The organism is Mesorhizobium sp. M1399, from assembly GCF_040317735.1.
GTDB lineage: Bacteria > Pseudomonadota > Alphaproteobacteria > Rhizobiales > Rhizobiaceae > Mesorhizobium.
Window position 1 is genome coordinate 77580 of record NZ_JAMYKZ010000005.1, and the last position, 14460, is coordinate 92039.

The following is a 14460-nucleotide window of genomic DNA, read 5'->3' on the forward strand; positions in this document are numbered from 1 at the left end:
AGTGACCGAGCCGCGCTTACGTTTGGCTTACATGCTGAAATGACGCGCACCCGGCCCATCATCTGCTATAAGAGTGCAGCCTGGTGGATCTGGATGCGGCGGTGCACGGCGGCACGATAGCAAAACTTTCAATGCCAAGACCCGCGGGAATCTCGCGGCGGCCGCGCATTGCTGCACTGGTCGACAGGTGCCTGGAATCCGGCATGTGCTGGATTGCTGCCCCTGGCGGATACGGGAAGACCACCGCAGTCATCGATTACCTCCAGGAAAAGCGGGCTCCGCATGTCTGGTATCGCGTCGATGACGAGGACCAGGATATCGCCCGGCTGTTCTACTATCTGGCGATGTCGCCTGGGGCGCGGGAACTCAGCCTTCCTGTTTTCGGAACCGAATATGCGGAGGATGCTGCTGCGTTCGCGCGTCTGTTCTTCCGCGCTTACTTGGCGCAGATGGTGCCGGACACGGTCATCGTCCTCGACGATATTCACCGTGCCGATACACCAGAATTCCGCGAAATTCTGGCTGTCCTGCTGCGGGAATTGCCCAACACGGTCCGGTGCATCTGCATATCGCGTACACTGCCTGGTGGGGGCGTGGCCGAACTCGCGCTCGCAGGCAAGCTGCCGGTCATCGGCCAGACGGCACTGGAATTCTCGGAGGACGAAGCACGCTGCCTCGTCGGTCTCAGGGAACCAGGCCATGAGAAGGGGATCGAGGTCGCCGCCGCCAAGGGGTGGGCGGTCGGCCTGGTCATGATCGCCAACCAGAAATCAAGTACCCCACAGTTGATGAGCGCCATGCCTCTGGGGCAGGGAAATTTCCAGGAGGTGGTCGGCAGACTGTTCCTGCAGAACGTTCCAGGCGACGACCAGAACACCCTGTTGAAGCTTAATCTGCTTCCCGAAATCAATTCCGGTCTTGCCGACGCCTTGCTCGGACCCAGAGTCGGCGGCCCGGTGCTGGAGCGGCTCTTTCAAATGCAGCTGTTGGTCACCCGAACAGGCCTCAGAGGCGGAGGATTCCAGTTCCACGACCTCCTGCGCGACTACCTGTCCAGGCTCTTCGAAGCGCGGCTGCCGCCGGAAGAGCAGGCAAGTTTGCGCGAAAGGGCAGCTCGGGTCCTGCGCGACGCAGGATTGGTCGACGCTGCCGTATCGATGGCTCTCCAAGCAGAAGCCTGGCCGCTTGCCCGCGAGTTGGTCATCGAGCACGCCGAGGCGATGCTGTCCCAAGGCCGCAGGGCTACCTTGATCGAATGGGGCACCAGATTTCCTGCTGAAGAACTGGAAGGCTGGCTTCTCCACTGGATCGGGGCCGCTCACGTTCCTGACGACGCCGCAGCCGAGCGATGGTTCTCACGGGCTTGGGAGGCGTTCGAGAAGGACGGCGATTTGCGGGGGCAGTGGCTGACCGTAATCCGCGCCGTGCTCGTAAAGACAAGCAGCTGGCGGACGCACGGGGGCCTGGACGGGTGGACGCGAAGGGCAGCCGCCATCCTTCGCGGGAGGCAACCCGATCTTGTCCCGAGAGAGCGGATGCTGGTTGGTGTCGGCATGTTGCGCGCGGTTGACTACGGCGAGGCCGACGAGGAGACCGCACAGGCAGGAGTGAAGATCGCCGACGAGCTCCTGCAACAGCTGTCGAATCCGACTGGTGAAGTTCCGGTTGACCTGAGATTGCTTGCCAGTGAAGCCCTTGTTGATCATGCGGTCTGGTCAGGGCGGCAGGACATCTTCGAACAGGCGGTCGACAGCGTCGCTTCCGAATTGAACGACCCGAAGGTGACGCCTTGGGTGCTTGGCATGTGGTTGGTCTCTTTCGGCGCCGCCAGCGGCAGGTATTTTTCATTCTCGAGGCGCGGGTTTCCATATGCCTCGGCCGAAGACGCCCTTCGCAAGGCGATCGAGATGGGCGAGAGGGAAGCCCTGAAAAGCGTCGAGTTCAGCGGTCTCTACCATCTCCAGCTGCTGCTCAAGCTGCGCAATGATTTCGCCGGCTTCGCAGATCTCGTGACAAGGCTCGGCGAAATCGCGGACAGCCGCTTCACAACTCAGGTGGCCGTAGTCGCAGATTGCCGAGCCGCCATGCATGCGCGGCAAGGCAGCTTCGTCGAAGCCTACAGGGATTGCGACACGTTCATGACCGCGATCGAAGAGGCGAACGAGCCGATGGTCGAGCGCTGGCCGCACTATGTCACCAAATTCCAGGTTCTTCTCGCCGACAGAAGACCGGCTGAGGCCGCCTCGCTGTTGGCAGATGTCGTCGATCGGCTGGACGGCGGCCCGCGGGAACGGGTGAAGATTTGCATTCTTGCCGCTGCCGCTTTTGAAGAGAAATGGAGGGGCGGAGCCGCTTATGAAGAGAAACTGACGGAGTTCATGGCAGCCCTGAGGGCCGTCAACCCGTCTGCAATCCTACTCAACCTGCCCGATCTCCTCGCCGAACTGCTGGCGGATGCACTTGACCGCGGAATTGAAGCGGATCTCTGCCATTCGGTCATTCAGACGCGGCGTCTCGTCCCGCCAATGAGACGGCCTGCTAAATGGCCATGGCCACTGAAGATCTTTGTACTGGGCGGCTTCAGGATCGAGCTCGACGGAACTCAATTCGATCTCGGATCGAAATCGCCGACGCGTGCCCTCGATATCCTGCGGGTTCTCGCCCTGGCGCGCGACCAGACCTGTCCCCTCGAAAGCATTCATGACTGGCTTTGGCCCGATCTCGACGGGGATCAAGCCAAACCGGCGTGCGAGCAAGCCCTTCACCGCCTGCGCAAGACGCTCGGCAAGGGCGACTTCATCGTCCAGAGGGAGGGGCGGATCAGTCTGCCCCCGGATAAGGTGTGGGTCGACCTTGCTGATTGGGAAGCCCGTCTCAACCGCGGTCTTTCCAGGAAAGGGGATACGACAGCCCCCGAAAAGGAACAGCTTCTGGCGAGATTCCCCGGCCCGCCACTGTCACCGGGTTCTCTTCCGTCTTGGGCGATACCGGTGGCCGACAAGGTTCGGGACGGCTATATCGACCTGGCGATCAACGTCGGAAGACATTGGGAGAATGCCGGAGAAGGTTTCCGGGCGCGAGAAGCCTATCTGAGAGCACTCGAGTACTACCCAGATTCGGAAAGAGTGTACCAAGCCCTCATCAGGGAACGTCTGTCCAGCAGTGATCCTGCCGCAGCTGTAGACGACTTCTCGCGCTACGAAAGGGCGGTTGGAGCGAACGGGGAATACAAATCCTCACACGTGATCCGCACGCTGGTGCGTCCGTATCTGAGATCTTGAACGCCCAAAACCCGTAAGCCATCCGTGAGCTGCGTCTTGCCAGCGTGCTCCGAACCTCTTCTTTGCACGGCCCGATAACTTCACGGGCAATCCCAGGTCGATCGTGTGCGGGGGGGTTTTGTCTAACCAGCAATCCGGGATCGGAAACACTGAGAGACCGGAGCGATAGACTCTGCGCTTGGGCAGCGTACCTGCGTGTCCCCAGCGGCGTTCAAGACTACTCGCGCTGCGAGCGGGTGATAGACCGGCGGAACCGGGCTTTCGATGCAATCCACTTGCGTGTGGTTTCTTCCAGAGCGAATGAATCCAAAAAATTTCGATCTGTAAGCCATCCGTAAGCTGCGGTCAGAGAAACTCAATCCGTCGAAAACAAACAACCGCTTCGTCCGGCCCCTCGAGGGGCTACCCCGCTCGCGAAACCGCGCATGCAAGCAGCCCGATGAGGATCAAAACATGTCTACATGGCAGGATAGAGCATACCGGATATTAAATCTTTTCGAGGGTTCGGCCGACGAAGCTGGCGACCGGACCTGGCAGATTATGAACCACGTTCTCGACGAGAACAATCAGGACGACTACATCAGCAGAGACTTCTACAACGTCCAGCAGACCGCAGGCGGGCTGCCGGAAGGCGTCAGCTTCGAAGTCTTCCTGTCAGCGGTGTCCGGTCATGTCAGGGACGAGCTGCAAGGCGGAAGCTTCGACGAGGGGCTTGGCGATGATGACATTCGCACGGCAGGCCTCTCTTTCGACGACAACATTCGCCGGCATATCCGGTTCCTCAACGGAGTGGTCCACCAAGGCGCTCCCGGCGAGGTTCATCTCGGACTATGGGAGAGAATTCTGCAGGCCCGCGACAATGGCCGGAGTATCCACTCGCTGTATCACGATTACCTTGTCGATGCCTAGCCGGCTCAGACACTCACGGGTTTTGTCACAGGCACAGGTCCGCGGGAAGCCATCGCCCTAGTGACGCGTGCCCGGAAGGCACAGCCGCAGACTTCGGCTGGGAGATGCTCGGCAGCCAAGGAGGCGGCTGGGCCCGGCAAGGGCATTCCTGACCTGGTGATTGTCTGCTCGGCCGATGTCTGAACGAGACGTAACTTGCTCTTGGGCCAGGGCTCCCGGATCGACGGAGCGCGGGCCTTGCACATCCGCAATCTGACGTTGGTCTTTCCCCGTCCGCGTGACGATCCATGGTCCAACGCCGCAACAAACAAGGAGAGTTCTCATGCCTGGTAACGATCTTCAGGTCACCGGCGGCATCACGCAAGCACTGCTTGACGCGCTGAACCAGATACACACCGCCGTTGCGGCCCAGCTTGTGAATCCCGACGGCACGCCGTCTGGCTCGGCAGTCTACATGCACCTTCCAGTCGGCCAGCCGATCGACCCGAAGATGTATGCCAATCCCTGGACGCCCGCCGGCGGCAGCGCCTACGGCGCGGTTTCCACCACGGGCGCTTTCTCAGCACCACCCGCTCCCCCTTCTGCCGGAACGCCCGCGACGCCGGCCGGTCAGCTGGCGGCAATGCCGGCACCAGATCCCAGGCTGCAATTGGCGATCAGCAGCGCCTTCAACACGGCTCAACGGGTTGACGACATGTTGATGGTCACCAACAAGGGGGTTGCGGTGTCGTGGCCCCAGCGAACCGTCAGTATCGAGTATTTCACAGCCCTGGCCGGCATGCAGGCGGAACCGATCCCTGAGCCCTCGACCGATATCAAGAAACGCATCGCCGATGCCCAGAAGACATTGTATCTGATGGATGCCGACGGCAATTTTACCGGCTATACGCCGCGCCACACCGCCTACAGACACAACCAGAAGGTGCTGGCAGATGCACGCAGCGAGTTCGCGCTCGCTTACTCCCAAGCCATGTCCGATCCTATCCAGGGACAGGCATGGCCGGTCACCAGCGCCAGATACCAGAACGCCGTCGACCAAGCCTATAACGACTTCAAGGATATGGGCGGGCAACAGATCGACGACGCGATTGCAACCCTTCAGTCCGTCGGCGGCAGCGCCGCGGCCGCCCTGATTGCCAAGGCCCGCAAGATGTACGACGAGTATAGCGTTGGTCTCGGTGGCGCCGTGGCAATCAAGGTGCCGTGGTCGTATATCGATCCGGTCTCCTGGTGGGATCACACCAACCATGACTTCGGGGTGATGAAAATCACCGCCACATCGAAACAGTACCAGGCGAGCGGTGGCGGCGGCCAACACAGCTTCGGACACAGTTTCTACAACAACGAGTCGTCATCAACATCGGGCAGCGTCGGCTACAGCGTTCTGGGTTTCGGCGCCTCAGCCAATGCATCGCACAGCGAGACCAGCCACAACGACGGTTGGAATGCCGACCAGTCCTCCTGGCAGTCGCATCAGGACAGCAGTTCTTCGGCAACTGTCACATTCGAGTGGTTCATGGCCAGCATCGAACGGCCATGGCTGCTTGGCGACCTTTTCCACATGGACGGCTGGTATCTCGCCGGTCAGAAGAAGAATGCGATCAGCGACGGGACCATCGAAGGTCAGATCGGCGACGTGCCCAAGCTGCTCCCGATGATCCCGAAGGGTTTTCTGATTGTTCGAAACGTGAAGATTACCGCTAATTCCTGGGGCAGCATGGGCAGCGCATTCCAGAGCGCCGTCGACAGCGCTAGCGGACACACGGAAAGCAGCTCCACCTCCTATGGCGGCAAGGTTGGTTGGTGCGGTATCGGCGGATCGGTCCAACATTCCAATTCGGACAGCAGCGGCGCATTCAGCAACCAGCACGATGCATCTCAGGGTTTTTCCTTCAGCAGCAATGAACACGGTGGAACGCTTGAACTTTTCGGTTCGCAGATCGTCGGCTGGGTAGGCCAGATACAGCCGGCCGCACCGCGCAAGGACGACCCTGCACTCAGCGCCGAAGTCGTGGCCAACCCTGCGACAGCCGCCAATGCCGGAGCGCCTGCGATACCGGCTGACGCGCCCGCTGCTCCGCAAGGCTGAGGTGTCCCTGTGAGCACGAACAGCGATCAGCTCGCGATCCTTGGCCAGCAAGTGGTGGACACGTTAATCGCGACCTACAACCCCAACAATGACCCGTCGTTGGCGCTTGCCATTCATCCGGGGCAGGCGCTAGCCGATGGCATCGTGCAAAATGGCGTGACCAATCCGCTGCGGCTGTCGGAGTGGCTGGAAGACCAGTACGACTACCCGCTATGGCTGAAACGGTCCGATGCCTCCTCCGTTTCCGCCTCGTCTGTCGGCAGTCTTACCGCCAAGTCTGCCTATTTGGCGATGATCCCATGGGCGCAACCGGGGGTTCCGGTTGATGCTCCTTCCTATGCGCGCATCGCCGCGATGGTTGCCGAGGCACGAAAAGATATCGGGGACAATCCCGATGCGCTGCCATTCAGCTGCGAGCCGACAGATTTCGCCGAGCCCAGCTGCACGGCCTGGCATGTCTTCGATCAAAGGATATCCCGCACTACCGCAACCACGACCGAGACACCCGGCGCCATTAAGGCAAATCCCCACTTATGGAAGATGCGAGTGTTGACAAAAGAGGTGGTGTCGAACCTCACCGCAGTTTCCGAGGCGGTCGAACGGCGCAAGGCATTTGCCGCCGAATTAGCTGTTGTGCCAAGGGTTGAAGCGGTCAGAAAGCTGCGCATGCAGCCACATCTCACGGACTACGCTACCCAGCCAGTCGAGTTTCTCGGTATCCAGGATGCAGCAAGCACCGCGGTCAATCTGAGCCAGTTCAGCGCGAACCATCTGGGTGGCCTCACCGCTTCGCCGCTCCACGCCCGGGCGCTGGCCGCTACCCTGCCAACATTCAGTCGAATTCGCGCTGCCCGGCGACACTTCACAGCCGAGGCAGATCACGTCTCGCCGCCCAGAGAGCAGCCAAATGCTTCCAGCACGCAAATGCAGTTGGACACCTCGCTCGTGAACCGATTGGCCACAATCCAGCTTCACGATCTCATTAAAAACCCGGTCGTAACGGAGGTAACTACCTCGGACAGTGAACTGCATGTGCATTTCGAGTATTGCATGCTCACCATCACCCGGCGGATCGCCGGCACGAGATGGTGGCATCCCGACCTCGTCGACGAGGAGGATTGGTACGTACCGGGAATGAAGCGCGGCGACATGATCAAGGCTTCGACCGACGAGACCTATGCGCATTGCCTGCCTCAGGGCCTGCTTCTGGTTCGTAACGTGGAATTCAGCGGCTCGTGGACCGCCGAAGCCCGCACGACGATGCAAAACGCCGTCTCGTTTCTGGGTCCCTTCCTGATGCAGGCGCCAACCGGCTCTACATCCAGCACGTCCGACCTCGAACAGATAAGTGTGCTTGGCGTGGGCGTTCAGGTAATAGGCGAGCTTTGCTTTCCATTGCCGCCGCTCCCGCCGATGGATGATCCGGCGGAATTGGAACGTCCCGTTGTCTAAGCAATCAACGACGCTCAATGAAGACGGTAAGTGCGTTGTGGCCGGGCCGGACGAGGTGTCCCAGGCACCGGTATCATCGCGTGCACTCTGCGGTGCTGGCACGCTGCGGACTGTGGGCAAAGGTGGTCGCGGGAGCGCGCTGCCGCCTTTGCCATACCCACCGGAATACCGGTTCCGGCCTCGCTGCTGCGGCTGAACGAGCGGAGCCTATCCCGAACCTTCGCGCGCCGATTTTTACTAGCTTCCCGCCAGCGACAATCCACGGGCGCGCTCGCATAGCAGGGCAAGCAATTCGCTGCGCCTGGCTTCCGGCGTGTCGACGGGCAACACGAAACAAAGCGTCTTGTTGATGGCCCCGTCGCCATCGCGGATGGGCGCGGCCATGCACCAGGTGAAGCGGTCAGCCAGAGCGGCGGTCTCGCTGAAACCTTGCTGGCGCGCCAGAGCCACATCGCCGAAGAACTCGGCTGGCGCAATGACGCGGCCGTCGGGAAGCTTGTAGTCGCCAGGCGGAATGAAGTCCTGTATTTCCTGCGCGCTCATATGGCCGAGCAGCAGCCTTCCGGACGCCGTCCACGGGATCGGCACCTCGACTCCGACATCGCTTGAAATCCGGAACGGGCCGGGCGAGTCCCGGCAATCAAGGACGACGTATTTGTTCCCGCGCAGGCCACACAGTTGGACGGTCTCGCCCGTCTCCGCGCCTAGTCTGTCCAGGGTTTCGATGATGCGTCGATAATGGGCATTATGATGTGAGTAGGCCCAGCCGAACAGATGCATCGCCTTTCCGAAATAGACATAGCCTTCCGTCCCGACGTTCTCGAGCATTTCGGCTTCCAGCAGGCTGTTGACGATCTCATAAGTGGTCGAACGCGGCGCGCCGATCATCTTGGCGATATCGCCGACGCGCATCGGCGCGCGCTGCCGCAGAAGCGCTTCAAGCAGCGTGATGACGCGGTCAATCCCGCGGCGCCGTTCGCCATTGCGCGGCTCGGCGCGGACTTCCTTTTCGATCAAACCAGTGACGCCATCGCTCATGTGGGCCGCACCCCGCGCAAAATCATTTCGGCCCTCGTCTCAAGACGCTTGAAAGATGTCAAGGCTCAGTCTAGCATCCCATCTGTCCGATATACAGGCCTCTTGTCTGGAATATCGGACAATAAAGAGCCAGGCGCAGAGAGTCCTGACGAGAAAAAGGGCGGTTTCCGAGATGCGGCAACCGGCGGGTTTTCTCGTCTCGACCCCGCACGTCCAGGCATAACCTCAGAAGGGAACAATCATGACCAAATCATCGTTTTTCGCATCCGCCAGCGCCCTTTGCCTCGGTCTTCTCCTCAGCGTTGGCGCCGGTTCGCAGGCCAACGCCGCCGCTAAATGCATCAAGGGCGACCGCAAGGCGCCGTATACGATCGGCTGGGCCAACATCTATTCAGTTCCGACCTGGATGAAGCAGACACAGGGCACGATCGAAGCCGAAGTCGAAACTTTGAAGAAGCAAGGCTTGGTCGACAAGCTCGTCGTGACCGACGCCCAAGGCGACGCCAACGTCCAGATTCAGCAGATCCAGTCGATGATCGATTCCGATGTCGATGCCATCATCCTGATCGCTGGCTCGTCGACCGCGCCGGCGCGCGTGCTGGCGGACGCCTGCGCCAAAGGCATCGCGATCATCAATTTCGACAGCCTCGTCGACACCGACCAGGTGACCGCCAAGGTCAACACCGATTCCTCACAGTGGGGCGATCAGGCGGCCAAGTTCCTGATCGACGCCATCGGAGGCAAGGGCAAAATTCTGATCCTCAATGGCCCAGCCGGCGTTTCGGTCAGTGACGACCGGCGCAAAGGCGCCGATGCCGAGCTTAAGGCTCATCCCGATGTGAAAGTGCTTGCCGAAACGAACACGCCCTACAATGTCGCGCCCGCCCAGGAAGCGGTCACCAGTCTGCTTTTCGCCAATCCCGAAATCGACGGCATCCTGTCGCTCGGCGGCGCTCTGTCGGCGGGTGCCGTGCTCGCGCTCGACAAGCAGGGTCGCGACCAGGTGCCGATCACCGGCGAGAATGCGCGCCAGTTCCTCGAACTGTGGAAGGAAAAGGGCTTGAAGAGCTGGGCGACGATGCAGCCGAACTGGCTCGGCGCTTTCGCCACCTACACCGCCGTACAGGCGCTGGACGGCAAGGATGTGCCGGCTTTCGTCAAGATCCCGCTGCCGGTGATCGACAATTCCAACGTCGACGAATATCTCGCCCGGGCTAAGGATTTCCCGGCTGACGGTTACATCTATTCGCCGTTCGATGAGGATCTGTTCAAGAAGCTGCTGGCCCAGAAATAAGCCTGAAGGGTTGCAACATTGACAACCACGGCTACGCTTCTCGCCGCGCGGGGGGTGTCGAAGTCCTTCTTCGGCAACCCCGTCCTGCGCAACGTTTCCATCGCTCTGCAGCCGGGCCGCGTGCATGCGCTGCTCGGCGAGAACGGCGCGGGGAAGTCGACGCTGATCAACCTTTTGTCCGGCGCCCTGCGCCCGGACGGCGGGGCGATCGAGGTTGATGGACGCCCGGTATCGCGCATGAGCCCCGCTCATGCGCGGCATGCCGGGATCGCCGTTGTCCAACAGGAACTCAGCCTGACGGCCAGCCTCTCGATCGCCGAAAATATCGGGCTCGGCGCCTATCCCAAGAGATTCGGCTTGGTCGATTACACGGAACTTGCCGCACGGGCCAGGGCCGCATGTGATCTTGTCGGCCTTCGCGAACCGCTGTCTACGCCGGTGGGGCATCTGTCACTCGGCCGGCGTCAGATGGTGGAGATCGCCAAGGCGCTCTACCGGCGGCCGCGCGTGCTCATTCTCGACGAACCCACCTCATCGCTATCGGCAACCGAGACAAAAACCCTCACGGACTTGCTGGAAAGGCTTCGGGCCGAGGGCATCGCCATTCTCTACATCTCACACCGGCTGAACGAAGTGATGACACTGTGCCAGCATGTCACCGTACTGAAGGACGGCGCCTGCACGGCGGACCGCTCGCTGGAAGAAACTGATGCCGCCGGGCTGGTGCGGCTGATGGTCGGCCGCGACCCCGGCGATCTCTTTCCACGATGGCAGCCTTCGCCATCGCCAGCCAACGCCATCTCGGTTCGTAATTTTTCGGCCGGCCTGATGCGCGACGTCGATCTCGACATCAGGACAGGCGAGGTGCTTGGGATCGGCGGCCTGGTCGGGCAGGGGCAGGAAGATCTGCTGCTTGGCCTCTACGGCGCGATCCCGGCTAGGTCGGCATCCGCGACCGTAAACGCTGCTTCGGGTCTGCCGGGCGGCGTGCCGAAAGCCAATGCGCTCGGCCTCGCCTATGTCCCGGCCGACCGCAAGCGCGAAGGCCTGCACTTGATCCATCCCATCATCACCAACATGATGCTACCAGCCTTCGCAAGGCTGCCGGCGTTGAAGCTGCGCAGCCGGCGTGCCGAGCGCGATTTGGCGAGGGGACTCGCCGCCCAGCTTGCCATCAAGGGCGACCTCGATCGCCCGGCGCAGGCACTCTCAGGTGGCAACCAGCAGAAAGTCGCGCTGGCGAAATGGATGCCACACGATCCGCTTGTGCTTCTCCTCAACGATCCGACGCGCGGCGTCGATGTCGAAACCAAGCGTGAGATCTACATGATGCTTCGCAATCTCGCTGCCGCCGGCAAGGCGATCGTCCTGCTCAGTTCCGACACACCCGAACTGGTGCACCTTTGCGACCGCGTCGCCGTGGTCCGAGAAGGTCGCATCAAGGCCATGCTCGAGCGCGAGGCACTGAGCGAGGAAGTCATCGTCTCCGCCGCAATGGGCGCCGAACAGCAGAAAGTTGCGGCATGAGCAGGGTTGTATCCTCAAGCCAAGCCGGCGCCCTCTACTGGCGAGTTCAGCTGCGCCGAAATGTTGGCGTGCGCAGCCTGTTTGCCGTGGTTCTGGCGTTCCTCGTTGCCTACGGCGTGTTGTTCCCCGGCCTCTTGACGGCGTCCGGCTTCGCCAAATTCACCCAGAGCTGGTTTCCGCTGGCGCTGGTCGCGATGGCCCAGGCGATCCTCATGCTCACCGGCGGCATCAGCTTGGCAATCGGCGCAATGGTCAGTCTCGGCGCGGTAATCGCCGCGACGACGATGATCGGGCCGCTGGGCGTAGCCGGCGGCACCGCCGTGGTGGCGCTGACCGGTATCGGCATCGGTGCCGCGACGGGGTTCATCGTCGTGAAACTTCGGTTGCCGGCCATCGTGGTGACGCTCGCCGGCTCCTTCATCATCGGCGGTGCTGCGTTGCTCATCCTGCCGAGGCCGGGCGGCGCCATTCCGGAGTGGCTGTCGGACCTGCTTGCCGGCAACACGCCGGCGGCATTCGTGTTGCTGGTGCTCGTCGTGCTTTTGTGGAAACTCTATCTCGCCACCCCGCTTGGGTTGAGCCTCTATGCCGCCGGTGAGAATCCGGTCGGCGCCTATCGCTCCGGCGTGCCGGTCGACGGCGCGCGGATCGCGGCCTATGCGATCAGCGGTCTGCTTTGCACAGGCGCCGGCCTGTTCGTCGCCGCGCAAACGGGTTCGGGCGACCCGGTCATAGGCACAGCCTTCACGCTGAATTCCATTGCCGCCGCGGTGCTCGGCGGAATCGGCTTCCTCGGCGGCCAGGGCACGATGCGCGGCGCGCTTGCCGGCAGCCTGCTGCTCAGCCTGATGATCAGTGTCATGTTCTTCCTCGGCTTCACGCCAGTTGCTCAGTATGTCGCCCAAGGCCTCATCATCATCGGGGCGGTCGCCATCCCGCAATTCCGCAAGGTGCAGCAATGACAGCACGGAAAGAGAGCGCGCGCGGCGGGCGGGCGTTGACGATCCTGCGCAGCCGGCCCTTCCTCACGGTCGCTATCGTTGCCGCGGTGTGGATCGCGGCGAGCTTCGCTTCACGTGGCTTCGGCGCTTATGGTCATTTGCGCTATTTGGTCGAGTTGGGCGCGGTGATCGGCCTGGTCGCGGCGGGCCAGACCTTCGTGGTGATTGCCGGCGGCATTGACCTTTCCGTCGCGGCGATCGTCACGGTCAGTGCCGTCAGCCTCCCGCTGCTCTCATTGCAGGCGGATCCGACCGGGCTCACAGCCGTTCTTGCAGTCCTTGCGTTGACGACCGCGATAGGTCTCGTAAACGGGCTGGGCGTGGCGCTGTTGCGCGTTCATCCAATGATCATGACACTGGCGATGGCGACATTCCTGCAGGGCCTCCTGATCATCATCGCCGGCGGCAGCGCCGTGACCGCCGAGAACCCGCTGGTCAGCTGGCTCGGCAATGCGCGGCCAGCCGGTATTCCGGCAGGCGTGCTTTTGTGGGTGGTCATTTCCGTGATCGTTCTGACCACGATGCATGCGACATCCCTCGGCGCCCGGATTTTCGCGATGGGCGCCAATCCGCTTGCCGCGGCGCTGTCCGGAGTTTCCGTCGCCTCGACCACGCTCGCCGTCTACGGCATCAGCGGCTTCTGTTCGGGACTTGCCGGTGTGTTGGTCCTCGGCATGAACGGCCAAGGCTATGTCGGGATCGGAGATCCCTATCTCCTCGCGTCGATTGCCGCCGTGGTGCTCGGCGGCACCTCGATACTGGGCGGGCTCGGCACCTATGCCGGTACTATCCCCGGCGCGATCCTGCTGGTCACGATCACGGCGCTGATCACCGTCGTCAACGCATCGCCCGGCTGGCGCAGTATCCTGTTCGGGTCGCTGATTCTGGGGCTGCTGCTTCTCTCAGGCAGGGAGCAGGCCCGCCGATGAAATATCGTGCAGCCGGTAGATACGCCTTGCGTTGCCGAAGAACAGCGCCGTTTGCTCGTCCGCGGAAAGCTCTCCTGCAATGGCTTTGAAGCTGTCATATACTGCATCGAATGACGCATGCAGGCCGGCGACTGGGAAGTCACTGCCGAACATCGCTCGCTGCGTACCGAAACAGTCGATGCAATGCATGACAACCGGCTTCAGGCTGTCGAGTGTCCAATCATGATCGTAGGCGACCAGATCCGATATCTTGATGGCAGCGTTGTCGCACTCCGACAAAAGCCGCAGCCCTTCGCGCCACACCCGCATCCCGTCTGCATCGCGATCGATCGGGCTGCCGCAGTGGTTGAGAACAAAGAATTGGTCCGGAAAGGCCGCTGCGAGGCGCGCCGCACCGGCGAGCTGGCGCGGAAACACCATCAGGTCGAAAACCAGCCGGTGGCGCCCAAGCAGGGACAGGCCGGCACGCCAGGCCTGATCGTCCATGATGCCGTCACGGGCAGCAAAACGGCGGGCAGGATCCGGATCCCAGCTCAGTATGTCGCGCACACCGACGACACGGTCGAATGCCGCCTGCGCCTCGACCAGCGCCGGCGCTTGGCGGCTCGCCAGCGGTATGTGAACAACATAACGGGCGGCCACGCCGCGCGACTTGTCGAGCGTTTCAAGCCACCGCGTTTCGCCGACGCATTCATCCCCGGTCCAGCCGGCTTCGACATGGACGGTTGCGACGACATTGTGCCGGCCGGCGTCGCGCAAATAATCTTCAGGAAGGTAGTTTCGCCGCAAGCGGCCAAGCTCCCCCAGACCGCCGCGTTCGCCAGCCGTTGTGGCGAGCCAGGGGTGCCGGCTGAGGCCGAGATCCCAAAGGTGATGGTGGGCATCGATGATCGGTCCGCGGTAAGGTGTTGGCACGCATCTCTCTCATGGTGTGGCCGGA

General features: G+C 61.8%; 10 protein-coding genes. 8 read left to right on the forward strand and 2 right to left on the reverse strand.

What is annotated here, in order from left to right:
* Positions 1-83 precede the first annotated feature (83 nt).
* The 4 genes from NKH05_RS09740 (at position 84) to NKH05_RS09755 (ending at position 7731) form a co-directional block, all read left to right on the forward strand.
* Positions 84-3281: an AfsR/SARP family transcriptional regulator gene (locus NKH05_RS09740; protein WP_023718479.1), complete on the forward strand. Its 3198-nt coding sequence runs from the start codon at positions 84-86 to the stop codon at positions 3279-3281.
* A gap of 453 nt (positions 3282-3734) precedes the next feature.
* Positions 3735-4190, forward strand: coding sequence for a hypothetical protein (locus tag NKH05_RS09745; RefSeq protein ID WP_023718478.1), 456 nt, complete (start codon positions 3735-3737; stop codon positions 4188-4190).
* Between the two features lie 277 nt (positions 4191-4467).
* On the forward strand, positions 4468-6279 hold the full coding sequence (locus NKH05_RS09750) for a hypothetical protein (RefSeq protein ID WP_156948049.1): 1812 nt from the start codon (positions 4468-4470) through the stop codon (positions 6277-6279).
* A 9-nt stretch (positions 6280-6288) separates the two neighbouring features.
* Positions 6289-7731 carry a hypothetical protein gene (locus tag NKH05_RS09755; protein ID WP_023718476.1) on the forward strand — a complete coding sequence of 481 codons (1443 nt, stop codon included), beginning with the start codon at positions 6289-6291 and terminating at the stop codon, positions 7729-7731.
* A gap of 237 nt (positions 7732-7968) precedes the next feature.
* On the opposite strand, the gene NKH05_RS09760 is transcribed toward NKH05_RS09755, so the two are convergent.
* Positions 7969-8769, reverse strand: a complete 801-nt coding sequence (locus NKH05_RS09760) for an IclR family transcriptional regulator (RefSeq protein ID WP_353025336.1) — start codon at positions 8767-8769, stop codon at positions 7969-7971.
* A 241-nt stretch (positions 8770-9010) separates the two neighbouring features.
* Here NKH05_RS09760 and NKH05_RS09765 point away from each other — a divergent pair, with 241 nt between their 5' ends.
* From NKH05_RS09765 to NKH05_RS09780, 4 genes are read left to right on the forward strand one after another with little or no spacing between them, the layout of a single operon-like run.
* Positions 9011-10063, forward strand: coding sequence for a substrate-binding domain-containing protein (locus NKH05_RS09765; protein WP_031193806.1), 1053 nt, complete (start codon positions 9011-9013; stop codon positions 10061-10063).
* Between the two features lie 18 nt (positions 10064-10081).
* Positions 10082-11590: a sugar ABC transporter ATP-binding protein gene (locus NKH05_RS09770; protein WP_023718472.1), complete on the forward strand. Its 1509-nt coding sequence runs from the start codon at positions 10082-10084 to the stop codon at positions 11588-11590.
* The gene (locus NKH05_RS09775) at positions 11587-12552 is read left to right on the forward strand and encodes an ABC transporter permease (RefSeq protein WP_353025337.1); all 966 of its coding nucleotides are present in this window, start codon (positions 11587-11589) and stop codon (positions 12550-12552) included. The genes NKH05_RS09770 and NKH05_RS09775 overlap by 4 nt, the downstream gene beginning before the upstream one ends.
* On the forward strand, positions 12549-13520 hold the full coding sequence (locus NKH05_RS09780; protein WP_156948048.1) for an ABC transporter permease: 972 nt from the start codon (positions 12549-12551) through the stop codon (positions 13518-13520). Before NKH05_RS09775 ends, NKH05_RS09780 begins: the two co-directional genes overlap by 4 nt.
* On the opposite strand, the gene NKH05_RS09785 is transcribed toward NKH05_RS09780, so the two are convergent.
* Positions 13494-14435 carry an amidohydrolase family protein gene (locus tag NKH05_RS09785; protein ID WP_352639591.1) on the reverse strand — a complete coding sequence of 314 codons (942 nt, stop codon included), beginning with the start codon at positions 14433-14435 and terminating at the stop codon, positions 13494-13496. The two genes, NKH05_RS09780 and NKH05_RS09785, sit on opposite strands and share 27 nt — an antisense overlap.
* Positions 14436-14460 lie beyond the last annotated feature (25 nt).